General features: G+C 48.4%; 27 protein-coding genes and 1 tRNA gene. 17 read left to right on the forward strand and 11 right to left on the reverse strand.

Features of this window, described 5'->3' with window-relative positions; translation table 11 throughout:
- Nucleotides 1–219: 219 nt before the first annotated feature.
- The 8 genes from C4S74_RS10740 to dnaA all read right to left on the reverse strand — a co-directional run bounded on the left by C4S74_RS10740 (nt 220) and on the right by dnaA (nt 10,264).
- A complete protein-coding gene (locus C4S74_RS10740; protein WP_103995336.1) occupies nt 220–1,293 on the reverse strand; it encodes an HD-GYP domain-containing protein in 1,074 nt (357 codons plus the stop codon).
- Nucleotides 1,294–1,383: 90 nt separating this feature from the next.
- Nucleotides 1,384–3,915 (reverse strand): DNA gyrase subunit A, encoded by a 2,532-nt coding sequence (gene gyrA, locus C4S74_RS10745; RefSeq protein ID WP_103995337.1) that lies wholly within the window; start codon nt 3,913–3,915, stop codon nt 1,384–1,386.
- A gap of 65 nt (nt 3,916–3,980) precedes the next feature.
- Complete coding sequence (gene gyrB, locus C4S74_RS10750; RefSeq protein ID WP_103995338.1) at nt 3,981–5,897, reverse strand: DNA topoisomerase (ATP-hydrolyzing) subunit B; 1,917 nt, start codon at nt 5,895–5,897, stop codon at nt 3,981–3,983.
- Nucleotides 5,898–5,931: 34 nt separating this feature from the next.
- Nucleotides 5,932–6,180, reverse strand: a complete 249-nt coding sequence (gene remB / locus C4S74_RS10755) for an extracellular matrix regulator RemB (RefSeq protein ID WP_103995339.1) — start codon at nt 6,178–6,180, stop codon at nt 5,932–5,934.
- Between the two features lie 6 nt (nt 6,181–6,186).
- Nucleotides 6,187–7,305, reverse strand: coding sequence for a DNA replication/repair protein RecF (recF, locus tag C4S74_RS10760; protein WP_103995340.1), 1,119 nt, complete (start codon nt 7,303–7,305; stop codon nt 6,187–6,189).
- A 27-nt stretch (nt 7,306–7,332) separates the two neighbouring features.
- A complete protein-coding gene (yaaA, locus tag C4S74_RS10765) occupies nt 7,333–7,548 on the reverse strand; it encodes a S4 domain-containing protein YaaA (RefSeq protein ID WP_103995341.1) in 216 nt (71 codons plus the stop codon).
- Nucleotides 7,549–7,588: 40 nt separating this feature from the next.
- Entirely contained in the window at nt 7,589–8,731 is a 1,143-nt protein-coding gene (gene dnaN / locus C4S74_RS10770; RefSeq protein WP_103995342.1) for a DNA polymerase III subunit beta, read from the reverse strand.
- 168 nt (nt 8,732–8,899) lie between these two features.
- Nucleotides 8,900–10,264: a chromosomal replication initiator protein DnaA gene (gene dnaA, locus C4S74_RS10775; protein ID WP_103995343.1), complete on the reverse strand. Its 1,365-nt coding sequence runs from the start codon at nt 10,262–10,264 to the stop codon at nt 8,900–8,902.
- Between the two features lie 477 nt (nt 10,265–10,741).
- Between dnaA and rpmH the strand changes: the two genes are divergently transcribed.
- The 12 genes from rpmH (at nt 10,742) to C4S74_RS10835 (ending at nt 21,933) form a co-directional block, all read left to right on the forward strand.
- The gene (gene rpmH, locus C4S74_RS10780; protein ID WP_009673467.1) at nt 10,742–10,876 is read left to right on the forward strand and encodes a 50S ribosomal protein L34; all 135 of its coding nucleotides are present in this window, start codon (nt 10,742–10,744) and stop codon (nt 10,874–10,876) included.
- A gap of 138 nt (nt 10,877–11,014) precedes the next feature.
- On the forward strand, nt 11,015–11,362 hold the full coding sequence (rnpA, locus tag C4S74_RS10785) for a ribonuclease P protein component (RefSeq protein ID WP_009673476.1): 348 nt from the start codon (nt 11,015–11,017) through the stop codon (nt 11,360–11,362).
- 104 nt (nt 11,363–11,466) lie between these two features.
- A complete protein-coding gene (locus C4S74_RS10790; protein WP_103995344.1) occupies nt 11,467–12,222 on the forward strand; it encodes a YidC/Oxa1 family membrane protein insertase in 756 nt (251 codons plus the stop codon).
- The gene (gene jag / locus C4S74_RS10795) at nt 12,219–12,836 is read left to right on the forward strand and encodes an RNA-binding cell elongation regulator Jag/EloR (protein ID WP_103995345.1); all 618 of its coding nucleotides are present in this window, start codon (nt 12,219–12,221) and stop codon (nt 12,834–12,836) included. The genes C4S74_RS10790 and jag overlap by 4 nt, the downstream gene beginning before the upstream one ends.
- 87 nt (nt 12,837–12,923) lie before the next feature.
- Nucleotides 12,924–14,300: a tRNA uridine-5-carboxymethylaminomethyl(34) synthesis GTPase MnmE gene (gene mnmE, locus C4S74_RS10800; RefSeq protein WP_103995346.1), complete on the forward strand. Its 1,377-nt coding sequence runs from the start codon at nt 12,924–12,926 to the stop codon at nt 14,298–14,300.
- Nucleotides 14,301–14,322: 22 nt separating this feature from the next.
- Nucleotides 14,323–16,212 (forward strand): tRNA uridine-5-carboxymethylaminomethyl(34) synthesis enzyme MnmG, encoded by a 1,890-nt coding sequence (gene mnmG, locus C4S74_RS10805; protein ID WP_103995347.1) that lies wholly within the window; start codon nt 14,323–14,325, stop codon nt 16,210–16,212.
- Between the two features lie 8 nt (nt 16,213–16,220).
- Nucleotides 16,221–16,949, forward strand: a complete 729-nt coding sequence (gene rsmG, locus C4S74_RS10810; RefSeq protein ID WP_103995348.1) for a 16S rRNA (guanine(527)-N(7))-methyltransferase RsmG — start codon at nt 16,221–16,223, stop codon at nt 16,947–16,949.
- 254 nt (nt 16,950–17,203) lie between these two features.
- Entirely contained in the window at nt 17,204–18,031 is an 828-nt protein-coding gene (gene noc / locus C4S74_RS10815) for a nucleoid occlusion protein (protein ID WP_103995349.1), read from the forward strand.
- 461 nt (nt 18,032–18,492) lie between these two features.
- Nucleotides 18,493–19,266 carry a ParA family protein gene (locus tag C4S74_RS10820; protein WP_036739716.1) on the forward strand — a complete coding sequence of 258 codons (774 nt, stop codon included), beginning with the start codon at nt 18,493–18,495 and terminating at the stop codon, nt 19,264–19,266.
- Nucleotides 19,247–20,107 (forward strand): ParB/RepB/Spo0J family partition protein, encoded by an 861-nt coding sequence (locus tag C4S74_RS10825; RefSeq protein WP_103995350.1) that lies wholly within the window; start codon nt 19,247–19,249, stop codon nt 20,105–20,107. The genes C4S74_RS10820 and C4S74_RS10825 overlap by 20 nt, the downstream gene beginning before the upstream one ends.
- Before the next feature lie 100 nt (nt 20,108–20,207).
- Nucleotides 20,208–21,371, forward strand: coding sequence for an aminotransferase class V-fold PLP-dependent enzyme (locus tag C4S74_RS10830; protein ID WP_103995351.1), 1,164 nt, complete (start codon nt 20,208–20,210; stop codon nt 21,369–21,371).
- Nucleotides 21,372–21,438: 67 nt separating this feature from the next.
- Nucleotides 21,439–21,933, forward strand: a complete 495-nt coding sequence (locus C4S74_RS10835; protein WP_103995352.1) for a DUF4446 family protein — start codon at nt 21,439–21,441, stop codon at nt 21,931–21,933.
- Here C4S74_RS10835 and yyaC read toward each other — a convergent pair.
- Nucleotides 21,908–22,522: a spore protease YyaC gene (gene yyaC, locus C4S74_RS10840; RefSeq protein WP_103995353.1), complete on the reverse strand. Its 615-nt coding sequence runs from the start codon at nt 22,520–22,522 to the stop codon at nt 21,908–21,910. The genes C4S74_RS10835 and yyaC overlap by 26 nt on opposite strands.
- A 152-nt stretch (nt 22,523–22,674) precedes the next feature.
- Here yyaC and C4S74_RS10845 point away from each other — a divergent pair, with 152 nt between their 5' ends.
- The 4 genes from C4S74_RS10845 to C4S74_RS10860 all read left to right on the forward strand — a co-directional run bounded on the left by C4S74_RS10845 (nt 22,675) and on the right by C4S74_RS10860 (nt 24,273).
- Nucleotides 22,675–22,926: a DUF3343 domain-containing protein gene (locus tag C4S74_RS10845; protein WP_103995354.1), complete on the forward strand. Its 252-nt coding sequence runs from the start codon at nt 22,675–22,677 to the stop codon at nt 22,924–22,926.
- Nucleotides 22,927–22,939: 13 nt separating this feature from the next.
- Nucleotides 22,940–23,863 (forward strand): mechanosensitive ion channel family protein, encoded by a 924-nt coding sequence (locus C4S74_RS10850; protein WP_103995355.1) that lies wholly within the window; start codon nt 22,940–22,942, stop codon nt 23,861–23,863.
- Nucleotides 23,864–23,867: 4 nt separating this feature from the next.
- Nucleotides 23,868–24,104 carry a DUF951 domain-containing protein gene (locus tag C4S74_RS10855; RefSeq protein WP_103995356.1) on the forward strand — a complete coding sequence of 79 codons (237 nt, stop codon included), beginning with the start codon at nt 23,868–23,870 and terminating at the stop codon, nt 24,102–24,104.
- A 78-nt stretch (nt 24,105–24,182) separates the two neighbouring features.
- Nucleotides 24,183–24,273, forward strand: a tRNA-Ser gene (locus C4S74_RS10860).
- Between the two features lie 241 nt (nt 24,274–24,514).
- Here C4S74_RS10860 and C4S74_RS10865 read toward each other — a convergent pair.
- Together C4S74_RS10865 and C4S74_RS10870 are read right to left on the reverse strand one after the other, a co-directional pair.
- On the reverse strand, nt 24,515–24,796 hold the full coding sequence (locus C4S74_RS10865) for a hypothetical protein (RefSeq protein ID WP_103995357.1): 282 nt from the start codon (nt 24,794–24,796) through the stop codon (nt 24,515–24,517).
- Between the two features lie 17 nt (nt 24,797–24,813).
- Nucleotides 24,814–24,996 (reverse strand): YjzC family protein, encoded by a 183-nt coding sequence (locus tag C4S74_RS10870; protein WP_009673434.1) that lies wholly within the window; start codon nt 24,994–24,996, stop codon nt 24,814–24,816.
- Between the two features lie 246 nt (nt 24,997–25,242).
- Between C4S74_RS10870 and rpsF the strand changes: the two genes are divergently transcribed.
- Entirely contained in the window at nt 25,243–25,530 is a 288-nt protein-coding gene (gene rpsF, locus C4S74_RS10875; protein WP_103995358.1) for a 30S ribosomal protein S6, read from the forward strand.
- Nucleotides 25,531–25,564: the final 34 nt, after the last annotated feature.

Raw genomic sequence — 25,564 nt, forward strand, 5'->3', positions numbered from 1 at the left:
TCAGCCTTGTCGTTGTCCGCTTCGTTCTAGCGGCGACTTAATTAATATACCACATTCACCTAGTTGATTGCAAGCTTTTTTTTCGATGAATTTTTTCAGGCTTTTTAACTTGTCGCTTCTTTCGGAAGGCGGAATACAAATATACCATCGCCACACCGCCATGTCAACAAAAAAGTATCTTCCCTTGGGAAGATACTTTTCAGCGAACCTATTCTGTTCTTAACGTGCATCAATGACCTCTTGAATGTACAGATTTCTTTCCAAGGTAAGGTTAATGATTGTTCCGTTAATGTTGACCCAGGGACGTGTCGGATACGAACGATCCGAGAAAACAATTTCACCTACACGGTTATCGTTCAACCTGACAATCGTTCCGGTATGAAACGAGGTTACTTTGTTAATGAACGTATTGACGATAGCCGGATCGACTTTGCCGAAAGCATCTTTGCTCAACTGCTCCAGAACCAGATACGGGGACGTTGCCTCCTGATGATAACGCACGCTCGTCATGGCATGAAAGATATCGGCTACTGCAACCACCTTGGAATAGATGTGAATCTGATCGCTTTTGAGACCAAGCGGATATCCGGAAGCGTCCTCCCGCTCATGATGCTGCAGAGAACAAAGCTTAACTCCCTCGTTAAGGGCTGCTATCGGTTTTAGCACATTATAGCCGTACAGGGTATGCTTGCGCATTTCCTCAAGTTCTACAGATGTTAACTTCGTCGGTTTAACGAGAAGAGCCTGATCTATTTTGGCATTGCCGATATCGTGCAGGAGTCCGGCCAAGGCTATCTGTATCCAATCCTTTTGAGGGAGTCCGTGCCATTTAGCCAAAAGATAAGCCGTCAGGGAAACCATAATGCTGTTGTGATAAACAAAATCCTGCAGTTGAAACTGCCGCGGTGTAAACGTAAGGACCTGGTATCCTTCAATATGCTCAATGAGCTTGTGAAGCTCATTACGCATCTCCAGCACCGGCAGGGCAGAGTTACCCAGCACAAGACCGAACGCTTTCTTAAGAAGCTGCAGCATATGGTCATAAGAAAGATCAAAGGATGAGATTTGCTTCGTATCTATATCCGCTGTAGCAACCGCAACGGCCGATTCCTGGCCAGGATTGCTCGTCCTGTTATCAATGGTTACGGTCGAGATCAAGAAAGCCTTCAGGATCTCCGTATCTCTCTCTGTCAGGATTCTGCCCTTATAAAATAATGCATTGCCGAAACGGCTGTTTACAGCCTCCAGCAGCTTGTCGCCGGCTTTAATTTGTGAGACAGAGACTGTCCGCAAGGTATTTCCCTCCGCTTTACCTAAGTTTGTCAATTTTATTGTAAAACAAAAAAGATGGGGATGTAAGTCCCCACCTCCGAATTCTAATTATTAAATTTCGGTATCCTCATCAGGATTTTCTGCTTGTGCATCGGTTTCATCCGGCGCGGCTGCTACTTGTTCCTGATCTTCTTCGTTAAACTCATCATCCTGGCTTTCCTCGCTCTTGGCCACATGAGTCACAGTCGCCACCTCATCATCCTCACGGATGTTGATTAGACGAACCCCTTGCGTATTACGTCCCATTTCGGAGATGCCCGAGATGCTTGTACGGATAAGAGTCCCGCTCGCGGTTATGATCATCAGGTCTTCGTCGTTATTCACGACTTTAAGACCGACAACCGCACCGTTCTTGGTGGTAACATTGAGCGTCTTAATGCCCTTACCGCCACGTGATTGAACACGGTATTCCGCAATTGGCGTCCGTTTACCGAAACCTTTGGAGGTCACAATCAGGACGCTTGCGTCTTCATCCACCACGTCCATATCGATAACGGTATCTTCCGAACCGATTTGAATGCCTTTGACACCCGTGGCCGATCGGCCCATGGATCTGACATCGTCTTCCGGGAAACGAATGGACATGCCGTCGCGTGTCCCCATAATGATATGGCGTTTGCCATCCGTCAGTTTAACCCCGACAAGCGAGTCATCGTCACGGAGGTTGATTGCGATCAAACCGCCTTTGCGGATATTGATGTAATCATCCAGCGGAGTTTTTTTCACTATCCCCTGCTTTGTGGCAAAGAATAAGTAATTGTCCGCACTGAATTCCTGAACCGGGATAACGGCACTGACGGTTTCGCCCTGTTCAATCTGAATCAGATTGATAATCGGGGTTCCGCGCGCAGTCCGGCTAAGGTCCGGAATCTCATAGGCCTTAAGTTTGTACACTTTACCCCTGTCCGTAAAGAAGAGAAGGTAGTGGTGCGTGTTGGTTACGAAAAGATGGTTTACAAAGTCATCCGTCTTCGTATCCATACCTACGATTCCGCGGCCTCCGCGTTTCTGGCTGCGGTACGTGTTTACCGGAAGGCGTTTAATATAGCCCGTGTGGGTAATAGTAATGACAACATCTTCTTGAGGAATCAAATCTTCGTCTTCGATGCTGTCTTCGCCTTTGGTAATTTCACTCCGTCTTTCATCACCAAAGTTTTCTTTAATCTCATTGAGTTCGTCACTGATGATGGCAAGAATAAGCTGCTCGTCAGCAAGAATAGCTTTTAATTCCGCAATCTTCTGAAGAAGTTCCGCGTATTCCTGCTCAATCTTCTCACGCTCCAAGCCTGTAAGACGCTGCAGACGCATATCCAAAATGGCTTGCGCCTGATCGTGAGAAAGGCTGAAGGTAGTCATCAAGCCTTCACGCGCGGCATCGGTTGTACGCGAAGAACGGATCAGAGCAATAACTTCATCCAGATTGTCGAGCGCGATACGCAGGCCTTCGAGAATATGAGCACGGGCTTCGGCTTTGCGCAAGTCATATTCCGTACGTCTGCGGATGATGACTTTCTGGTGCTCCAGGTAGTAATAAATCATTTCTCTCAGGTTCAATACCCGGGGTTCACCATTTACGAGAGCCAGCATGATAATACCGAAATTAGACTGCAAAGCCGTATGCTTGTACAAGTTATTGAGAACTACGTTAGGATTTACATCGCGACGCAGCTCCATAACGATGCGCATACCGTTACGGTCCGATTCATCACGCAAGTCTGTAATGCCGTCGATTTTTTTGTCGCGTACGAGTTCGGCGATTTTCTCAATGAGACGGGCTTTGTTTACTTGATAAGGAATTTCATGCACGATAATCCGTGCTTTATTGTTTACTTCTTCAATATCGGCTTTCGCTCTCATGGTAACGGAGCCTCTGCCTGTAGCATAAGCCTGCCGGATTCCTTCGCGACCGAGTATATACGCACCCGTCGGGAAGTCCGGTCCCTTGATCGACTGCATCAATTCCAACGGAGTGACATCCGGGTTCTCGATCATTTGCTGTATTCCGTCGATAACCTCTCCAAGGTTATGAGGCGGAATATTGGTGGCCATACCTACGGCAATCCCGGAAGATCCGTTTACAAGAAGGTTAGGGAACCGTGCCGGCAGTACGACCGGTTCCTGTTCCTCTCCGTCATAGTTCGGGATGTAATCGATGGTCTCTTTGTTGATATCGCGGAGCATCTCCATAGCGATCTTAGAAAGGCGTGCCTCCGTGTAACGCATAGCTGCGGCCATGTCGCCATCTACGGAACCGAAGTTGCCATGCCCGTCAATAAGCATGTAACGCAGCGAGAAATCCTGCGCCATCCGGACCATCGTTTCATACACGGGAGAATCCCCGTGAGGGTGGTACTTGCCGATTACTTCGCCGACGATTCTGGCTGACTTTTTGTGCGGTTTATCTGAATACATGCCCAGCTCGGACATCGCGTACAAAATACGCCGGTGAACCGGTTTGAGGCCGTCCCGGACATCGGGAAGCGCACGGCTGACGATAATACTCATGGCGTAATCTAAAAATGAGGTGCGCATTTCCGAACTAATATCAACCTCAACGACTTGCGAACGCATTTCTTCGGTCATGATTTATCCTCCTGAAACGTGCATCCTAGACTGGAAAAAAACCAGCCCTCTATCTCTTGAAGCCTTTAAATATCCAAGTTCTTTACATACTTAGCGTGCTGGTGAATGAAGTTACGTCTAGGTTCCACGTTATCTCCCATCAGCGTATCGAAAATAGAATCGGCATCCATCGCATCCTGGATAGTGACTTGCAGCAGAGTACGAGTCTCCGGATCCATGGTCGTATCCCACAATTGTTCCGCATCCATTTCCCCGAGACCTTTGTAACGCTGAACGTTGACTTTGGCTCCTTCGCCAAATTCTTTCATGATCTCATCCCGCTGCTTGTCGCTGTATGCATAGCGGGCTACTTTGCCCCGCTCCAGTTTATAAAGCGGCGGCTGCGCGATATACACATACCCCACTTCAATCAGCTTGCGCATATAACGATAGAAATACGTAAGCAGCAAGGTACGGATATGAGCTCCGTCGACGTCCGCATCGGTCATAATGATCAGCTTGTGATAACGGGCTTTGGTAATATCGAAATCGTCGCTGATGCCGGTACCCATCGCCGTAATAATGGCACGGATCTCAAGGTTCGATAAAATTTTGTCCAGACGTGCTTTCTCCACGTTCAAAATTTTACCCCGGATCGGCAGAATGGCCTGGAAGTGACGGTCACGGCCCTGTTTGGCCGACCCGCCGGCGGAGTCCCCTTCCACGATGTACAGTTCACTGATAGACGCATCCTTGGACGAGCAGTCAGCCAGCTTACCCGGAAGGGAGCTTACTTCGAGCACGCTCTTGCGGCGGGTCAGTTCTCTCGCTTTACGGGCCGCTTCTCGCGCACGGGAGGCCTGGAGGCCTTTCTCCACGATCTTCTTCGCGATCGCCGGGTTTTCGTCCAGGAACTCGAGAAGCTTCTCGGCAAACAGAGAGTCGACGATTCCGCGCACTTCACTGTTGCCGAGCTTCGTCTTGGTCTGTCCTTCAAACTGCGGTTCGGGTATCTTGACCGAAATAATGGCGGCCAAGCCCTCACGCACGTCGTCACCGGACAAGTTCGAGCCGCTTTCTTTGATCGCATTCGTCTTGCGCGCGTAGTCATTCAGAATCCGCGTCAATGCGCTTTTGAAGCCGGACTCGTGAGTACCGCCTTCGTGTGTATTGATATTGTTAGCAAACGAATAGATGTTCTCCGTGTAGCTGTCATTGTATTGAATAGCCACTTCAACCTGGATATTGTCCTTACTGCCTTCGACATAAATCGGAGGTTGATGAAGGGCTTCTTTGTTCCTGTTCAAGTGCTCGACGAAGGACTTAATCCCTCCCTCGTACATGAAGCTGTCGGAAGTATCCGTACGTTCGTCGGTCAGATTAATCTCGATTCCTTTATTCAAAAACGCCAGCTCACGGAGTCTGGATTGCAGAATCTCGTATTCGTATTCGGTCGTCTCCGTAAAAATCTCCGGATCGGGCGTAAACGTAACCGTTGTTCCGGTCTCTTCCGTTTCGCCTATAATCCGAAGATCGTATTGCGGTTTACCCTGGCGATATTCTTGCTCGTGGATTTTACCGTGCAGCTTGACTCGAACGAGAAGATGCGAGGACAGGGCGTTAACAACGGAAATACCTACCCCGTGAAGTCCGCCGGAAACTTTATAACCCGAATCGTCTCCGCCGAATTTGCCGCCTGCATGCAGCACGGTGAGAACTACTTCTAGCGCGGGGCGCTTCATTTTGGCATGTTCCCCTACGGGAATTCCGCGTCCGTTGTCAATTACGGTAATCCGGTTGTCTTTATGAACGATGACGTCGATACGGGTACAATAACCGGCCAGCGCTTCGTCGATGGAGTTATCGACAACTTCCCACACGAGATGGTGCAGGCCGCGGCTGCTGGTCGAGCCGATATACATGCCCGGTCTTTTACGAACGGCTTCCAGCCCTTCCAGTACCTGAATCTGATTCTCATCGTACGAATTTTGGTTCAAAGTCATACACCCTTCACCTGCTTTTACATAGTCAAATCGCTCAGTTCGTCAACAGCTGATTTGCGCGTTTCTTCAAAGTCATCGAGGAGATTGGGGAATAATACACTTTGCTTTGCGTCACGACAAGCGATTTGCATTCCTCTTCGCCAATGATCTCGATCTTCTTGCCGCGAGCCGCCTCCGCAATAAACTGCTTGGATATCTTCGAAGACTTCTCGATCGACAGATCGAAAATCGCGATGAGTTCCGAGGAACGAATAATCTTTTCGCCGCCTAAATGGATAAACACAATCTCTCAACTCCTGTCGATGACGCTGCCGCTCGAAACATGAAAAACGGCCGCATGGTCTAACTGGTCCAAATGAACGCTTTCGAGTCCGGTCGTTGTGATAAATGTTTGTACTTTCTTCTGGAACGTCTGGATGAGTTGGGTCTGTCTATATTCGTCAAGTTCGGAAAGAACGTCGTCGAGGAGTAAAACAGGGTACTCGCCGACCTCCTCCCGGATCAGTTCGATTTCGGCCAACTTTAAAGAAAGAGCAGTCGTCCTCTGCTGCCCTTGGGATCCGTACGTCTGTACGTCTTTGTCGTTAATGCAGAAAAGAAGGTCGTCCCGGTGCGGACCGATCAATGAGACGCCTCTTCGCATTTCCTGTTCTTTTATCTGTGATAACTTTATCATAAATCGGTCCAATAAAACAGATTCATCTTCAAAGTGCCCGTCCGCAAAGGAAGGAGCATACTCCACCCGGAGCGTTTCCTTGCCGTCGGTAATTCCCTGATGGATCTGTTCCGCCCAGCTTTGGAGTTTCTTTATAAAGCTTTGACGCTTTTTCATAATTTTAACACCGAAGGCCGCAAGCTGTTCATTCCACACATCAAGCATGGAGCTGTTGGCCGCGGAGGGAGGGTAAGACTGCTTCAGCAAATTGTTGCGCTGCACAAGCACCTTCTGGTATTGAGTGAGGTCGTAGAGATAGCTGGGGTAAACCTGCCCGATCTCCATATCGAGAAACCTCCGGCGGATGCCGGGGCTTCCCTTGACGATCTCCAAGTCTTCGGGAGCGAACATCACAACGTTGAGCGCCCCGACGTACTGGCTCAGCTTTTTTTGCTCAAGCCCGTTTACTTTCGCTTTCTTGCCTTTGCCCGTTATCGAAAGCTCGAGCGTACTCATTCCGTATTTCCGTTCCACCTCGCCGAAAAGTCTGGCATGGTCCTCCTGCCATTGAATCAATTCTTTATCCTGATGGGTACGGTGGGACTTGGTCAATGCAAGCACATAAATGGATTCCAGCAAGTTGGTCTTCCCCTGCGCATTGGGACCTACAAAGATGTTAACATTCCGATCCGTCGAGATTTCCACATGTGGATAATTTCGATAATGATCCAACAACAGCCGTTTGACAAACAATGGCGTTCCTCCTGTGCTTCCTCGGGCCTACTCCCGGGAAACGACGAATTCCCCGCAGCCTTCTACGGCGACTTTGTCTCCGGAGTACAGCTTCCGCCCGCGGCGGTTTTCAACTTCTCCGTTTACTTCGATATGGGCTTCCTGAAGAAAGGATTTGGCCTGTCCCCCGGTTTGGATGCAGTCCGCAAGTTTTAAAAATTGACCCAAGGTTATATATTCCGTACGAATGGTGACCTCTTTCATCGAGTCTCCTCCGTTTGTTTGATGTAATTGCCGGCTGGCTTTAGTTCGTAGTGCGGTACGGGAGAATAAGCTGCAAAATATTTTGCTGCTCCTCCGGACGTATAATGATCGGCTGCATGGCGCCGGTAAAACCGATGTGAATGTTGTCGCTATCCATGACTTTAAGCGCGTCGAGCATATATTTGGAGTTAAAAGAGATCCGCAGTAGCTCGCCGTTGATCTTCTGAAGCTGCAGCTGCTCCGTTACTTTGCCCAATTCGGACGAACTTGAAGAAACCTCGATGGTTTCATCTTCTTTCATCACGAGTTTAACGATATTGGTCTTATCTTCTCTGGAAAGAAGGTAAGCACGGTCGATCGCATCGGCCAGTTCTTTGGTGCCGACAACGAGTTCTGTCTGGAACGATTGCGGAATAAGCTTGGAAGTATCCGGATAAGTTCCGTCCAGAATACGCGTATAGAACAAGATCGAGTTCATTTTGAACAGAACCTGGCTGTCCGCGATAACGATGTCGATCAAGGAATTCTGATCGGGCAAAATTTTGCTGAGCTCGTTAAGCGTACGTCCGGAAATAACGATCGGGTGGAACTTCTGTCCCGCTTCCAGATCGAGGTTAATCTCGCGGGAAGCCAGTCTGTGGCGGTCGCATGCGATAAATTTAAGCTTGTTGTCCGTAATCTGCCAGAGGACACCGGTCAGAATAGGCGTAGTTTCGTTCGTCGAAACGGAAAAAGAAGTCTGCTTGATCATCGTTTTGAGCAGATCGCTTGGAATCCGGATCGTGCGGCTTTCTTCGATTTGTGGCAGAAGCGGATATTCTTCAGGGTCGAGACCCATAATTTGCACTTCGGAAGATCCCGAACGAATCGTGGTTTGAAAATGGTCCTTAACTTCGATCTCGATCGTTTGGGAAGGGAGCTTGCGGATCATTTCCATGAAAAATTTAGCGGGGAGCACGACGCTTCCCGGTTGAAAGAGCTCAATTACTTTCAGCTCAGCAGTTTCGGTCGGCATAAAGCTTTGGATGGAAATGTCGGTATCACTGGCAGTCAGTGTTACACCCTCTGAAGTGGCGTCTATTTTGATTCCGGTCAAAATCGGAATAGTCGTTTTACTGGAGATTGCCTTGGAGACGTGCTGAATGGATTCATTAAGATAATCTTTCAATATCGTTAATTTCATGTTTTCACTCCTGTGGTTCTAAATTCTAGCCGGACTGCATACCCTTATATAATACCTTTTTTTTATTAGTAATAGTAGTAGAGGCACTGGATATGTGGATATGTGGACGAAAGTCACAAAAAACAAGCCTATCCACATGTGCATAGTTTGTGCATAGGCTTGTAGTTATTAAGAGGACGGATTCTTGATTTTTTCCGTCAGGCTATGAATGATTTTGAAAAGTTCCTGATCTGTCTTCAGGGCCTCGCTAATTTTTTCGTGCGCATGGATGACTGTCGTGTGGTCACGCCCGCCGAACGCTTCGCCAATCTTGGGAAGTGAGAAATCGGTCATTTCCCGCGATAAGTACATGGCAACCTGCCTCGGAAAAGCAACGGCTTTGGTCCGTTTCCTCGCTTTGAAGTCCTCCATTTTCAACCCGTAGAACTCTCCGACTTTCTGTTGTATATCCTGCATCGTAATAACACGCGGCCGGCTTGAAGGGATAATATCTTTCAACGCTTCCGCGGCCAAATGAGTCGTAATATCCTGGTTGCTCAAGGATGAATAGGCGACAACCCTTATCAGCGCCCCCTCAAGTTCCCGGATGTTTGTATCGATCTGATTGGCGATATACACCATCGCTTCATTCGGGATTTCCAGATTCTCGGCCTTGGCTTTCTTACGGAGAATCGCAATACGCGTCTCCAGGTCGGGAGGCTGGATATCCGTAATAAGTCCCCATTCAAAGCGTGAGCGCAGACGGTCTTCGAGCGTCGGAATCTCTTTGGGAGGCCGGTCGCTGGAAATGATAATCTGCTTTCCTTCTTCGTGAAGGGCGTTGAATGTGTGGAAAAATTCTTCCTGCGTCTGTTCTTTTCCCGCAAGAAATTGAATATCGTCAATAAGAAGCACGTCGATGCTTCTGTATTTGTTGCGGAATCCTTCGCCGCGGTTGTCCCGGATCGCATTGATGAATTCGTTCGTGAATTTCTCGGACGAGATGTAAAGAACGCGTGCCCGCGGGTTATGCTCAAGCACATAATGCCCGATGGCATGCATCAAGTGGGTTTTACCCAGTCCCACGCCTCCGTACAGAAAAAGCGGATTGTACGCTTTGGCTGGTGCTTCCGCAACGGCTAGTGAGGCTGCATGGGCGAACCGGTTGCCGGCGCCGATAACGAACGTATCGAACGTATACCGCGAGTTCATCATATGATGAAAAGTTTCTTCTTGAACGGGAGCAGCAGGCTCCTTCGGAATTTCCGGGGGCGGGGTTTGTACCGCAACGGGTGATTTCTCGTCGGACTCGTTAATGAATTTAACCTCGACTTGCTTGCCGAGAAATTCATAGATCGTGGTTCCGATCATTTTCGCGTAGCGGCTTTCCAGCCATTCTTTCGCAAAATTGTTCGGTGCGCTGATGACGACAGTCGTATCCGTAAAGACGGTAGCTCTTGTGGATTTAAGCCAAGTATCGAAACTCGGCTTGCTTAATTTTTTTTGTATGATAGACAGGACTTGCTGCCATGAGTCGGTCGTATGGCTATCCACAACAGTTCACTCCTTTAAACATAAAAAAGACTTGCGGAAAACGCCATGTCGCCTTGCTTCATGTCAATTACCACAAAATCTTGTCGATTCTTATCCACACGAGTCAGGTTATGCAGAAGAGACTTGCTCGAATAGAGGGAAAATTGTTCACAATGTTATCCACAGGCTGTTGATAAACGAAGGGAGTCAGGAGAATATCCACAACAGAAACAATACTATATTAGCAAATGAGAGAGGGATTATCAACGCAATGTTTTTATTTATCCACATATTCAACCCCTTGTGTAAAGTTAATATTAACACCACTAGATATTGTTGATAATTTGTTTGCTTTCGACAAGTTCTGCACAAGGGGCCGAAAAGTTTGTACACAGGTTGTTCCGGCGCAGCTTCCACCTTGACTTATAGTCTCTCTTTGTGCTTTAATTGAAAAAGACATTTTTGGGATTAGATAGATCCTCAGGGAGGTGCAAATAGATGCGTCCTACGTTTAACCCGAACACAAGAACACGGAAGAAGAACCATGGTTTCCGTAAAAGAATGAGCACGAAAAACGGCCGTAAAGTGCTGCAAGCACGCCGTCAAAAAGGTAGAAAAGTACTGAGTGCTTAATTGCCAGGCCACTTGATGTGGTCTTTTTTTCTGGATTTTTATAGGGTTGTGAGGGTTTCGACCGATTAAACCGCCCGTCACCGGTGAAAACTAAGGAATGGGCGGTCAAAGAAGCGGTTTTGTTTGGAGTGCTTGCTTGTGGAAAAAAAGCTTAGGCTTGCAAAAAGAGAAGATTTTCAAAAGGTGTACCGCTACGGAAAGTCGGCAGCGAACCACCAGTTTGTTCTATATTATATGCCCCGCCGTGAGAACGAACATTTCCGGCTCGGGATTTCGGCCAGCAAAAAGATTGGAAACGCCGTCATCCGCAACAGGCTGCGCCGCGTTCTTAAGGAAATTATCCGGCTGAACGAGGAGCGGTTTCCCGGCGGCTACGATTATATCGTGATCGTGAGAAAGCCGGCCGTCGAAATGGATTTCCACGAGATGGAGAAGAGCATCTACCATGTTTTCAAACGGGCGGGGCTGCTGCGAAAAAACAGCTGATTCCGGCCCGGTTTAAACATGCTTTAATTTCCAAGCAATTATTTCCTTGCCGGATTAAACTATGGTATAGTTTATGGTGGAATAGAAAACTGGGAGGACCTCAATTGATTCGTCGAACCTACAAATATGCACCGCTTCTTTTGCTGTTGTTCGTGCTAACGGGTTGCGGCACGTCGCCTACCTCGTATCCTCCATTGGATCCCGCGACAGCAGGGTTTTTCACCAAATACTTCATTATTCCTCTGTCTGATCTGCTCGATTTCTTTGCCAATTCGATTGGCAATTCGTACGGTATCTCTATCCTGATCGTGACTATAATCATTCGCCTGATCGTTCTGCCGCTGACGCTGAAGCAGTACAAGAGCTCCAAGCGTATGCAGGAAGTCCAGCCGGAAATGGCTAAAATCCGCGAGAAGTTTAAAGATAACCCGCAAAAGCAGCAGGAAGAGACAATGAAGCTTTTCCAGAAGCATGGTGTCAATCCGCTTGCCGGATGTTTCCCGATTTTGATTCAGATGCCGATCCTGTTGGCGCTCTATCAAGCGATCGTGCGGAATCCGCACATTTTTTCACACCAATTTCTATGGATGGAACTCGGTAAGCCCGATCCGTTCTATGTATTGCCGGTCTTAGCTGCGGCCACAACGTTCATTCAGCAGAAGGTGATGTCGGCTCAGAACCCGATGAACAAACAGATGCAGAGCATCATGTTTATTTTCCCGGTCATGATCTTCGTGATGTCGATGAGCTTCGCATCCGCTTTGCCGCTGTACTGGATTTACAGCAACATCTTCACCATCGTTCAGACCTATTTCTTGTACGGTCGATCTCCTAAAACAAAAGGTGGACAGGCTGCATGAAAAAAGTGATTGCGACGGGAAAAACGATTGATGATGCAATAAAGGCCGGTCTTGTGCAGTTAAGCACTACGCAAGACCGGGTGCATATCACCGTCCTGGAACAGCCGTCCAAAGGTTTTCTCGGATTGATCGGCACGAAGGAAGCGAAGGTGGAGCTCGAGAAGATCCCGGATCCGATCGAAGAAGCCGTTGCTTTTCTGAAAGAGCTGTTCGAAACGATGGGGCTGGCTATCTCCATTGACCAGAAGCAAACGAAAGAAGGCCATTTGTTTAACTTAAGCGGATCCGAACTCGGTATATTGATCGGTAAAAGAGGACAAACTTTGGACGCGCTTCAATATTTGGTCAATATCGTCGCAAATCGGTTCTCAAGCGCGCATGTCCGCATCCTGCTCGATGCCGAGCAGTTTAGAGACAGACGGAAGCAGACGCTGCAGGAACTGGCACACCGGCTTGCGGGCCGCGTCGTCCGTTCCCGGAAAGAATTGATTTTGGAGCCGATGAACGCTCAGGAGCGCAAAATCATTCATGCCGAGCTTCAATCGCATCCGTCGGTGAAAACATACAGCAAAGGCGACGAGCCGAATCGTCGCGTTGTAATTACGTTAAGATAACTGTCTGCAATGACCCTGTATTTTCTAGGCGTCATTGCTTTTTTCATAATTTGAGCGGTTACCGCTCCGCTTACGGGGTGTTTATTTATGATTTCAGATACAATTGCCGCCATTGCGACTCCGCTCGGAGAAGGCGGTATTGCGGTTGTGAGAGTCAGCGGCGACGAAGCCGTCACGCTGGTGGAGCCGTTATTCCGGTCTAAAGTGAAATTGTCCGAGGCTCAGACACACACCATTCATTATGGGCATATCATTCACCCTTCATCGGGTGATAAAATAGAGGAAGTTCTCGTCAGCGTTATGCGCGCACCGCGTTCTTTTACGACGGAAGATGTCGTGGAAATCAATTGTCACGGGGGAATTGTGTCCGTGAAACGGGTGATGGACCTTCTTCTGGAGCAGGGAATCCGCGTTGCCGAGCCCGGTGAGTTCACCAAGCGTGCTTTCCTGAACGGACGGATTGACCTGACCCAGGCGGAGGCGGTCATTGACCTGATCCGATCCAAATCGGACCGTGCTTTTCAAATTGCGCTGAAGCAGGTAGACGGTAATTTATCGAAAGCGATAGGCGAGCTGCGCTACCAACTGGTTGAGCTTATGGCTCATATTGAAGTGAATATCGATTATCCGGAGCATGACGTTGAGGAAATGACCAACGCGTTTATCCGCGAACGCTGCATTCAAGTGAGTTCCCGTATCGATGAGCTGTTAAGAACGGCCGAACACGGGAAAATTTTGCGTGAGGGTATCGTGACGGCGATTATCGGCAAACCGAACGTCGGAAAGTCGTCGCTGCTCAATACACTGGCGCAGGAGAACCGTGCCATCGTCACGGATATTCCCGGAACAACCCGCGATGTGATTGAGGAATACGTCAATGTGGGCGGTATTCCGCTGAAGCTTCTTGATACGGCCGGAATCCGGGAAACGTCGGACCTTGTGGAGCAGATCGGGGTAGAGCGGTCCAAAACGGCTTTATCCGAGGCGGATTTGATTCTCCTGGTGTTGAACAGCAGCGAACCTTTGCTGCCTGAAGAACTGGCCATGATCGAAGAGCTGCGGCAGCGTCAAACCATTGTGATTTTGAATAAAACGGATCTTCCCTTACAAATAGATAAAGATGAGATCGAGGCTAAATTCCCGCAAGGACGAGTGGTTTCCCTATCTCTCCTGGAAGGAAGCGGCCTTATCGAGCTGGAAAAGGCGATTTCGGCTATTTTCTTCGAAGGCAATTTGGAATCGACGGACTTGACCTATGTCAGCAATGTCCGTCACATCGGACTTCTGAAGCAGGCTAAAGGCTCGCTGCGCGAAGCGATGGACGCCAACGATGCCTATGTGCCGATCGATATGATTCAGATTGATATCCGGGCTGCATGGGAGCATCTCGGTGAAATTATAGGGGATTCGGTTGCCGAATCGTTGCTTGATCAAATTTTTTCACAGTTCTGTCTTGGGAAATAAGACGGTATAGGAGGTAGAAAGGATGGGCTACACAGCCGGAAACTACGAAGTTATCGTCATCGGAGCGGGCCATGCGGGCGTCGAGTCGGCGCTGGCAGCAGCCAGAATGGGCTGCGAAACGCTGCTGCTGACAATCAACCTGGATATGGTTGCTTTTATGCCTTGCAATCCCTCTATCGGAGGACCTGCAAAAGGGCACGTTGTCCGTGAAATCGACGCGCTTGGCGGAGAAATGGGACGCAATATCGATAAAACATACATTCAAATGCGGATGTTGAACACAGGAAAAGGACCGGCCGTTCACGCTCTGCGTGCCCAAGCGGATAAATTTCTGTACCAGCATATGATGAAAGAAACCATTGAAAGCACTCCAAACCTGACGTTACGTCAGGGAATGGTGGAGGAACTGATTGTGGAAGATGGCGTCTGCAAAGGCGTAGTAACGAAAACCGGGGCCGAATATTACGGCAAAGCTGTCGTTCTGACGACGGGCACTTATCTGCGCGGGAAAGTCATTATGGGAGAGCTGATGTATGAAAGCGGCCCTAATAACCAGCAGCCTTCCATCCGGTTATCTCAATCTTTGCGTGAGTTGGGTCTGGAGCTCGTCCGTTTCAAAACAGGAACTCCACCGCGTGTGCATAAAGATTCCATTGATTTTTCCAAAACGGAAATTCAGCCGGGAGACGAAAAACCAAGATTTTTCTCTTACGAAACGAAAGAGGGGACACAGGATCAGCTCCCTTGCTGGCTGACTTATACAACGGAGAATACTCACGAAATTATTAACGACAATTTGCATCGTGCGCCGATGTTTTCGGGAGCCATCGAAGGAACGGGACCCCGTTATTGTCCATCTATCGAGGATAAAATCGTACGTTTTGCCGATAAGCCGAAGCATCAGATCTTCCTTGAGCCGGAAGGACGCAATACGTCGGAGTATTATGTTCAAGGACTATCGACAAGCATGCCGGAAGACGTTCAGCTCAAAATCCTGCGTTCGATTACAGGCTTGGAAAAGGTTGAAATGATGCGTACCGGTTACGCAATCGAATATGATGCGGTTGTTCCGACGCAGCTGAAACCGACCCTTGAAACCAAGCTGGTTGACGGGTTGTTTACGGCGGGCCAGATCAACGGCACATCGGGTTACGAGGAGGCGGCCGGTCAAGGAATCATGGCCGGTATTAATGCGGCCTGCAAGGTACAGGGGAAGGACCCTGTCATTCTCGACCGTTCCGAAGGCTACATCGGCGTATTGATCGATGACCTGGTAACCAAGGGGACGCCGGAACCTTACCGTTTGCTCACTTCGCGCGCGGAATACCGTCTCCTGCTTCGCCACGATAACGCCGATCTCCGGCTTACTCCGATCGGTCATAAAATCGGACTGATTCCGGAAGAACGTTATCAGCGTTTTCTGGAGAAGAAGGAACAGATCGAACAGGAACTACAGCGTCTTAAAACGACAAAGGTCCGTCCCGAACCACACGTTCAAGCAATTCTGGAAGAGGCGGGCACGGTTCTGCTGAATAATGCGGTTGATCTTCTTACCCTTCTGAAACGTCCGGAGATCAATTACTCTCATATTGAGGGAATGATTCCTCTGCCGGCAGAGCTTTCCGATGAGGTAAAAGAGCAGGCTGAAATTCAAGTGAAATATGCGGGATATATCGAGAAACAGCTGGCCCAAGTAGAACGGCTTAAAAAGATGGAAAAGAAAAAGATTCCGGACGATATCATCTATGAAGATATTCACGGAATTGCAACGGAAGCGAAGCAGAAGCTTGCAAAAATTCGTCCGGTTTCGATCGGACAGGCGAGCCGGATTTCCGGGGTAACGCCGGCGGATATCTCTATCCTGCTTGTGTACCTGGAACATTATAATCAAGTTATCGCTGCAAGGGGATAGAGGAACTTATGGCCGATTTAATACAGGAGCAGTTTGCTAGTCATTTGCAGCCTCATCAGCTGTCATTCTCCGATGAACAGCTTCAACAGTTTGAGACGTACTACCGGTTGCTTGTGGAGTGGAACGAAAAAATCAATCTGACCGCGATCACTGAACGCGACCAGGTTTATTTGAAGCACTTCTATGATTCACTTTCGCTTGCTTTTTATGTGGATATGGCAAAAGTAGAGACGCTGGCGGATATCGGCTCTGGAGCCGGTTTTCCCAGCATCCCTCTGAAAATCGCTTTTCCGCATCTAAAGGTTACGATTGTAGATTCTTTGAATAAACGGATCGTTTTTCTGAATGAGCTTGTAAAAGAACTGGGCTTAAAGGATGTAACTTGTGTCCATGCCCGCGCGGAAGATGCAGCCCGACTTCCTCAGCACCGCGATCAGTATGATCTGGTTACGGCGCGTGCGGTTGCAAGGCTGAGCGTGCTAAATGAATTTTGCCTGCCTTTTGTAAAGGTAGGGGGATTGTTCGTGGCGATGAAGGCTGCGGATGCAGAAGAAGAAATGAAAGAGGCGGCCTTTAGTACAGGCTTGCTCAAAGGCCAGCTTAAACAAGTAGATCGTTTGGAATTGCCAGTCGAGAAGTCCGTGCGACATTTTATCCAAATCAACAAGATAGCACCTACACCCGGTAAGTATCCTCGTAAAGCTGGATTACCTTTAAAGCAGCCTTTAGTTAAATAAGATGTTTCACGTGGAACATCATTACCAGGAATTTCATGATTTGTTGCCTTTATCGGCAGGAAAAGATGAGCTGCTGACGAATAACTTATATAGAGGATTTTGCCAATAAAGATCTATGGATACAATTGTCGTATAGGGGAGTCTGCGACCCTTCTTTAATTCTTTGGTTTCAGATAAACGGGTTGGTAGAATGCCGAGGCAATGCTTTCTCCTTCCTGTAAAATATCGGGGAAGAGTTGGGTGGTATTATATTCATGAAAGAGCAGCTGTCAAAACTTTTTGGTTTTACGGAGCGAAATAATATGGATGAAGTTAAAAACATTCCCGTACAAAACATCAATCCGAGTCCGTACCAACCAAGAACGATTTTTGATGATGATCGCATTGATGAACTTTGCCAAACCATTCGTACACATGGCGTTATTCAGCCTATCGTTGTAAGGGTACGTAATAATACGTTTGAGTTAATAGCGGGGGAACGCCGATTAAGAGCGGTTAAAAAGCTTGGACTGGAAACCATTCCTGCTATCGTGCGGGAATTCAACGATTCTCAAGCTGCTTCCATTGCATTAATCGAAAATCTGCAGCGTGAAGGTTTGACGGCGATCGAAGAAGCGGCCGCTTATCAGCAGCTTATCGAAATGCATGATCTTACACAAGAAAGTCTTGCACAGCGACTGGGCAAAAGCCAATCCACTATCGCCAACAAAATTCGTCTGTTGAATTTGAGCGAACCGGTTAAAATGGCGCTTATTGAACGGAAGATCACGGAGAGGCATGCACGTGCCTTGCTTTCTTTGGATCAAGAAGAACTTCAAGTTAAAATTCTTGAAGAGGTCATTGCCAAAGAGCTTAACGTGAAGCAGACGGAAACACGCATTCAATTTCTGAAAGAAGCTACCCAGATCAAAAAAAGCAAACGGGTTTCTTTTTCAAAAGATGTACGTCTGGCGCTGAATACCATCAGGCAGTCCGTTGAAATGGTGGCCAGTTCAGGTCTCAATATTAATACGGCTGAGCAGGATCACGAAGATCACTATGAAATCATTATTAAAATTCCCAAGCAGCATTCAGCTAAATAATCGAAGGATTAAAGCATAATCCTCCTGTATAACAAAGACAGTAAATCCGTAAAGGAAACTGGATTTGTGACAGGAGGATTTTTTATTGCCGATTCGTAATGGAACAATGAGTTTGATTCGGTTAACGAGTTACAGGGAAAGATGATTTGAAATTGCAGCGGGGTTTTGAAAATTTAGTTGCAAATCACCGGGTAAAGTGCAAACTTTTTTGGTGCGAGATACGTCATAGGTTTGTTCGTTATTTAGGAGTGTCCTTCTACAGGGAGACGGGCAGCCTGCTCCGGTTTTTCCGGTCTTAAGCACCCGATTTGAAAACGATTGCCGAGTGAACCGCCAAATTTTTTCATTTTGATGTCGGAACCTGCATTTTTATTAGTTTCGGTCTCTTGATTATGGTAATATAGTAGTATTCTCTTTGTTAAGTTTTTAATGAGAGGTTTTAAGGTAGTGGGGTGAATGAATTGTCCAAGACAATCGCGATAACGAATCAAAAAGGCGGCGTAGGGAAGACAACTACATCCGTCAATCTGGGTGCTTGTTTGGCTTCGCTCGGTAAGAAGGTACTGCTGGTGGACATCGACCCTCAAGGCAATACGACGAGTGGGATTGGGGTAAATAAAGCAGATGTGGAATACTGTATTTATGACGTCCTGATTAACGATATTCACCCGAAAGACGCTACAGTTGCCACTAAAATACCGAATTTAAACATCATTCCGGCTACTATCCAACTGGCGGGCGCTGAAATTGAATTGGTGCCAACGATATCGCGCGAAGTTCGGTTGAAAAAATCGCTTCAGCTTGTCGAGCACATGTACGATTATATCCTCATCGATTGTCCTCCGTCGTTAGGGATTTTGACCATTAACTCACTGACGGCATCCGATTCTGTGATCATTCCGATTCAGTGTGAGTATTATGCGCTGGAAGGATTAAGCCAACTGTTGAATACTGTCAGACTCGTGCAGAAGCATTTAAACACATCGCTGCAAATTGAAGGCGTTCTCCTTACGATGTTTGACGCCCGTACAAACCTAGGCATTCAGGTCATTGAAGAAGTGAAAAAGTATTTTCAGCAAAAAGTGTATCAAACGATTATACCGCGTAATGTCCGGCTCAGCGAAGCGCCGAGTCACGGGCAATCGATTATTACTTACGACCCGCGGTCTAAAGGTGCGGAAGTATACTTAGAGCTTGCAAAGGAAGTGATTAGTCTTGAGCAAACGACTAGGTAAAGGTCTAGGAGCGCTTATTCCGGAGCTGGAGATCGGGGAAGAGGACAAGGTCATAGAAATTCCTTTGAACCAGCTTCGTGCGAATCCATACCAGCCTCGTAAACATTTTAACGAAGACGGTATTCAAGAGCTGGCTTCTTCCATTAAGGAACATGGCGTTATTCAGCCCATCATTGTCCGCACGGTTTTAAAAGGCTACGAGATTATTGCCGGAGAAAGAAGGTTCCGGGCTTCTCAGGCAAGCGGTCTAGCGACCATTCCGGCTGTTGTGAAAAAGCTCTCCGACCAGCAGGTCATGGAAATCGCTTTGATCGAGAACGTTCAGCGTGAAGATTTGAATGCGATGGAGATTGCAATCGCCTATCAAGCCATCATTGATCAATTTTCATTAACGCAAGAAGAGCTGTCTGTAAAAGTAGGCAAGAGCCGTTCTCATATCGCGAATTTCCTTCGACTTCTTCATCTCCCTGAATCCATCAAACAATATGTTTCACGTGGAACACTTTCGATGGGACATGCACGAGCGATTGTAGGGGTTAAGGACGACAAGGTGAAGAAAGAGCTGACGGATGCTTGTATTAACGGTCAGTGGAGCGTTCGCCAGTTAGAGGAAGAAATTAAGCGACGTGAAGAACTCGCTTCCGAAGATAAGGAAAAACCGAAAGTGAAAGACAAGAAGAAAGATCCTTATCTCCATCAGGCGGAAGAGCAGCTTCAGGATCAGTATCGTACGACGGTCCGGATCAAGCACCAGAATTATAAAGGACGGATCGAGCTCATGTATTACTCCAAAGATGATTTGGACAGATTGCTGGAAATGCTTCAAGGGCAAATTTCCTGATAGTTATCTAACTACACCATACATAGCATACAAATCTTTGGCTTTCTGTCCGTAAAGAAAGTGAGAGAAGGTATGCTATCTTTGTGAGGAGGGACCGGCAGTGACGAAGCCGCTATTGTATTTCGATAATGCCGCTTCCTCGTGGCCAAAACCGCCGCAGGTCGGAGAGGCTGTACTGCGCTGCATGAATGAGTGTGGCGCTAATCCCGGCAGAGGCAGTCATAGCATGGCTGTACAGGCAAGCCGGTTTGTGTTCGAAGCACGCAAACATGCTGCGAAGCTGTTTGGTATTAAAAACCCCAACGATCTCGCATTCGGCTCCAACACAACGGAAGCTCTCAATTTGGCCATCAAAGGTCATGTAAAAGAGGGAGAGCATGTTATCTGCACGGCAGTCGAGCATAACTCCGTCCGAAGACCTCTGGAATATTTGAGACGCACCAAAAATGTCCAGGTCACGTACCTCGAAACCGACCCATTCGGTAGAATAAACATAGACGTCTTAAAAGAAAATATTCAAAAACACACTTCGCTCATCGTAATCAACCACAGTTCTAACCTGCTCGGAAGCATCCTGCCCGTCACGGATATCGGACAGCTCTGCAGAGAAAAGGGAATAGCCCTGCTCGTGGATGCCGCTCAGACGGCCGGAATCCTCCCTGTTCACGTGGAGCAGATGGGGATTGATATGCTGGCGTTTCCGGGCCATAAAGGTCTCCTGGGGCCTCAGGGGACGGGAGGACTATATATCCATCCCCGGCTTGATTTGGAGCCGCTCATGCACGGCGGAACAGGCAGCCAGTCGGAGGCGGTCGACCAGCCTGGAGTAAGACCCGACAGGTATGAAGCGGGCACGCCGAATACCCCGGGGTTGGCCGGGTTAAGCGAAGGTTTGAAGTTTGTCCTGCAGACGGGCGTGGAGAACATTCACGCGAAGGAGTGGCGGCAGACTCAGCGGATCATGGAAGCGCTCCGGGATGTGCCGGATCTTCGGCTTCTCGGTCCGGCAATAGGCGAAGAGCGGACGGGTATCGTATCCTTCGTCCTGGAGCACATGGACGCGTCTGAGGTCGCATTCATCCTGGATCAGCATTACGGGATCGCGGTCAGAGCCGGCTATCACTGCTCGCCGCTTGCGCATGAAACCGCAGGCACGGCAAAAACCGGTGCCGTTCGGGCAAGCGTCAGCTATTTTACGACAGATGAAGAAGTGGATACTTTAATTGAAGCGGTCAAAGAAATAGCGGACTCCGTTATTTTATAAGCAGGAACGCAGCCGACTGGGATGGAACAAAAAACAGCGAGACAAGATAGCAGAGGGGAAGAAGGACATGGGTGAGAACAACATCGGGCTGCCGGTTGAACCGATTTTATCGGTTCTTTGTTTGCTTGTCTTGTTGCTGTTAATCGGAATGCTTGTGTTGTGGATTAAACTGGGCAAGCTTCGCAAACAATATAAGAAAGTCATGAACGGAGCCGGAGAGGTCAACATTGAACAACTGCTTGTTCACATGCAGCAGCAGATTGAGGACCAGATCATTCTGCAGGGAGATATGGCGGACCGGCTGAACCGGATCAGCCAATCCATGAAGCGGATGAAGTCCAAAGTCGGCATTCACCGCTATAATGCCTTCTCGGACACGGGAAGCCTCATGAGCTTCACGGTGGCTATTCTGGACGAATGTGAGGACGGAATACTTATCACCGGCATTCACAGCAGAGAAGATACATACATCTATGCCAAACCGGTTGAGAAGGGCGGTTCCCCATACTCGCTTTCTCCCGAGGAGAAGGAAGCGATCAGTCTGACGTTAGCGCAGAAGTAGGTGAAGAATGCCGGACGGAGTAGAGGGCGTGATGAAGGGAGCCGGCGATAACGTCGGCCATATTCATGACCAGGTTGAGGCGAGTGTTTTGAAGCACGAAATATTCCATAAACCCGCCGACGTTAACAATACCGGTAACATGAATATCGCCGACCGACGGAAGTTCCTTATTAACGCCTGCTCCCGGCTTAAGCGGTCCATGTCCGACTTGAATAGAGCCGACGCTGGATACCTGACCTAGACAAGCGTCGATCGCCACGATAAAGGGATGGCGGTGGGCCGCCTCTATAGCCGTAATCGTATCGGACAAATTCATGGCGTGTACCGGCTCATCCAACGTTCCGTACAAGGAATAGGACGCGCCGCTTCGTCTCTTTAAATTGCTGCCAACCAGGGGGCCTAATGAATCGCCTGTGGAACGGTCCGTACCGACACAAACGATCACAATAGGTTGATAGGAGGGCAGCTTTTTTAGAATCTCGGAAAAGTAAGCGGATAGGACGGCTGGCGTGCTGCTGTCCGTATGAGAAAGTTTAATAGAAGCGGGCTGCCCGGCAGCCGGCTTCGGGGAAAAGCCGAATGGTTTCATTGAGGATCCCTCCGGGTTTGTCTTCTTATCGTGGTAAAGCGGCTTTCGGCAGGTATCAGCGGACGCTTAGAAGTTTTTACTAGTATACGGAGAAAGCCGGGAAAATATACGTAGTCGATAGAGAAGAAACTAGAGTGAAGAGAGGGATCGGAATGGAGGAGTGGCTGCTAATAGCATTCGACTCTACCCAGCAGGCGCTGCGGGCCGAAATGCTGCTCGAATACGCGGATATTGAAATCGACCTATGCCCGACTCCCAAAGGTGTAACGGCAGGCTGCGCGCTTTCCATTCAATTTCCGGCAGAGGACTATACGGAAGTGCAGCGGATCATCGAAACGGAGCAGGTCGAAATCAGAGGCATTTATTTCAAAAAAGAATCCGAATATGTTAGGATGGAAAAGTAAGGGCGGTGACAAAATGACTAACATGGGAAACAGACTGGCTGCCATTACGGGACTGAAAAATCCTGAAGAAACGGTGACCCATTTCGTGGATGATATCAAAAAATATTTACTGGATTCCCAACAGCTGATCAAGTACGGAGCTACGATCGTTGAAATTATCGTCATATACGTACTCTCTCGTTTAATTATTAAAGTGGCCGACAAGCTTGTTAACCGGATGATGGAAACGAGGGAGAAGAGCCCTCTTAAGTTCGATCCGAGACGCACGGCTACAATCGGCAAGCTTATTCACAACATCATTTCTTATGTAGTCAACTTTATAACCATTCTGCTTATTCTGGCTCAAGTAGGCATTAATCTGGGACCTATTCTCGCCGGAGCGGGTGTGCTCGGACTGGCGATCGGTTTCGGAGCCCAAAGTTTGGTGAAGGATGTCATAACGGGGTTCTTCATCATTTTCGAGGATCAGTTTGCCGTAGGGGACGTTATTCAAGTCGATACGTTCCGGGGAACTGTGGAGCAAATCGGCATCCGGGTAACACGGCTTCGCAGCTGGACAGGGGAAGTTCACTTTATTCCGAACGGAAATATCAAACAGGTTACGAACTATTCGATCAACAATTCGCTGGCGATCGTCGATATTTCGATTGCTTATGAATCGGATATCGATAAAACGATGGAAGTTCTGCAAAAAACCGTGGACCGGATGGCGGAAGGCAACGAAAATATCGTAAGCGAGCCGAAGGTGCTCGGTGTCCAGTCTATGGGGAATTCGGAGGTTGTGCTGCGGATAACAGCGGAGTGCAAACCGAATATGCAGGTCGATGTGCAGCGTAAAATGTTCGCGGAAGTGAAAAAGCAGCTGGATGCGCACGGAATCGAGATTCCGTATCCGAAAACCGTGACCTATTTCAAAGGGGAAAGGGGAGCCATGTAGCCCTATGGAGAAGAAGCAGTACGAACTCGGGGATATCGTGCAGATGAAAAAGCAGCATCCCTGCGGAACGAATGAAATGGAAATTATTCGTATGGGCATGGACATCCGGATCAAATGCGTAGGCTGTAAACACAGCGTGCTGGTGCCGCGCGCGAAGTTCGAAAGCAAACTGAAGAAGGTGCTCCGGTCCTCGGCAGACAAGGGAGCGGAACCATCCGAAAACGGAGTGTCAGGGTCTTGACGCTCCTTTTTTTCTTGCCGAATTTCCCTCTTGCAGACTAACCACAGCTTGTGCTACAATAAAAAATGTTCTCGATACGGAAAGGTACCCAAGAGGCCCAAGGGGGCTGACTCGAAATCAGCTAGGCGGCGCAAGCCGTGCGTGGGTTCGAATCCCACTCTTTCCGCCATAACCTTACCTATGATAACCTCCTGCTTCGTTATGAAGCAGGAGGTTTTTGCATATCACTGCATGGTTCCGGTTAATCGGCTCCAGAAGGAGGCCGATGATTCGTTTGCGAAGCGGCGAAATCCATTCGATCTACAACACCGAAGCTCCCAGCGCAGTGCTCAGCCTCACATGCCGGTGGTCACGCACCAATCCCAGTCGCACGCTGCGATACTGCGATGCGGTTGGTTTGAGCCCCGCCTTCAGGCCGCCCCGCCGGTACGTCCCTGCCGTTCTTTCCGCACAACGGAAAAACGGTCGATGATGTAACCGATAAGCGCCCAGGAAGCTACCGTGAGCACGTAGATCACAAACATTTTACCCATGGAGATCTCATAGACATTCGTGAACATGGGAGCAAACCAGGCAGGCACGCTGAGGGAGTAAAAGAGCAGATACAGCGAGTCCCGGTCATGGCCGAAATAATGAATCAGGCAGAGTAAAAGGCCGAAAATCGTCGCATACAGCGTGAAGGATTTCTTCATAAAGGCAGAGCCCCTTTTCAGTGGTACAGCCGCTTCCATTTGCGGTTGTGATTTTTGGTGTCGGGAAACGAGTCACCTTTCTTCAAGTGAACGATTTCGGGGTTGTTGATCCCCATATGAAAGGCATTCTCGCCGATTTCGATGTAGCGGCCTTCGTTGGGTGCCTTGTCGCCAGGCACGAACTGCGTCTTCTCACCCATCTTTTTCACCCCCAGGCTTTTGAATTACGGACTTAGTATGTCCGCCGCTCACGAATAGCATGTGCCCCGCAGGAAGTGCGCCGGCAAGCAGACATTGGCAGTTCCGGAGCTTGGACAGGTTATGACTTGTAATGGGGAAAGCAATCTGCTATAGTATTTAGGTGCGAGTTTTGTAATTCAATTAATTCTCGCTCCTTGCTCCCGATCAGAATTGGGAGCCGCTTAGTCCAAAAGGAGGTGACAAGCATGCGTAAATACGAAGTGATGTATATCATTCGTACAGACATTGAACAAGAACAAGTTCAATCTACTGTAGAGAAGTTCCAAGGCATTATCACCAACGGTGGTGGCGAAATTACGAAGCACGACCTGATGGGTAAACGTCGCCTTGCGTACGAGATCAACAAGTTCCGTGACGGAAACTATGTCCTCGTACATTTCAACGCAGAACCTGCTGTTGTAGCAGAGCTTGATCGTGTAATGAAGATTTCCGACGAAGTCATTCGCTACCTGATCGTTAAAGACGTAGCTTAATCAGCGTGTTAAGTAAGGAAGCATCGGAGGGATG

The sequence above is a fragment of the Paenibacillus sp. UNC499MF genome, from assembly GCF_900107975.1.
Taxonomy (GTDB): Bacteria; Bacillota; Bacilli; order Paenibacillales; family NBRC-103111; genus Paenibacillus_F.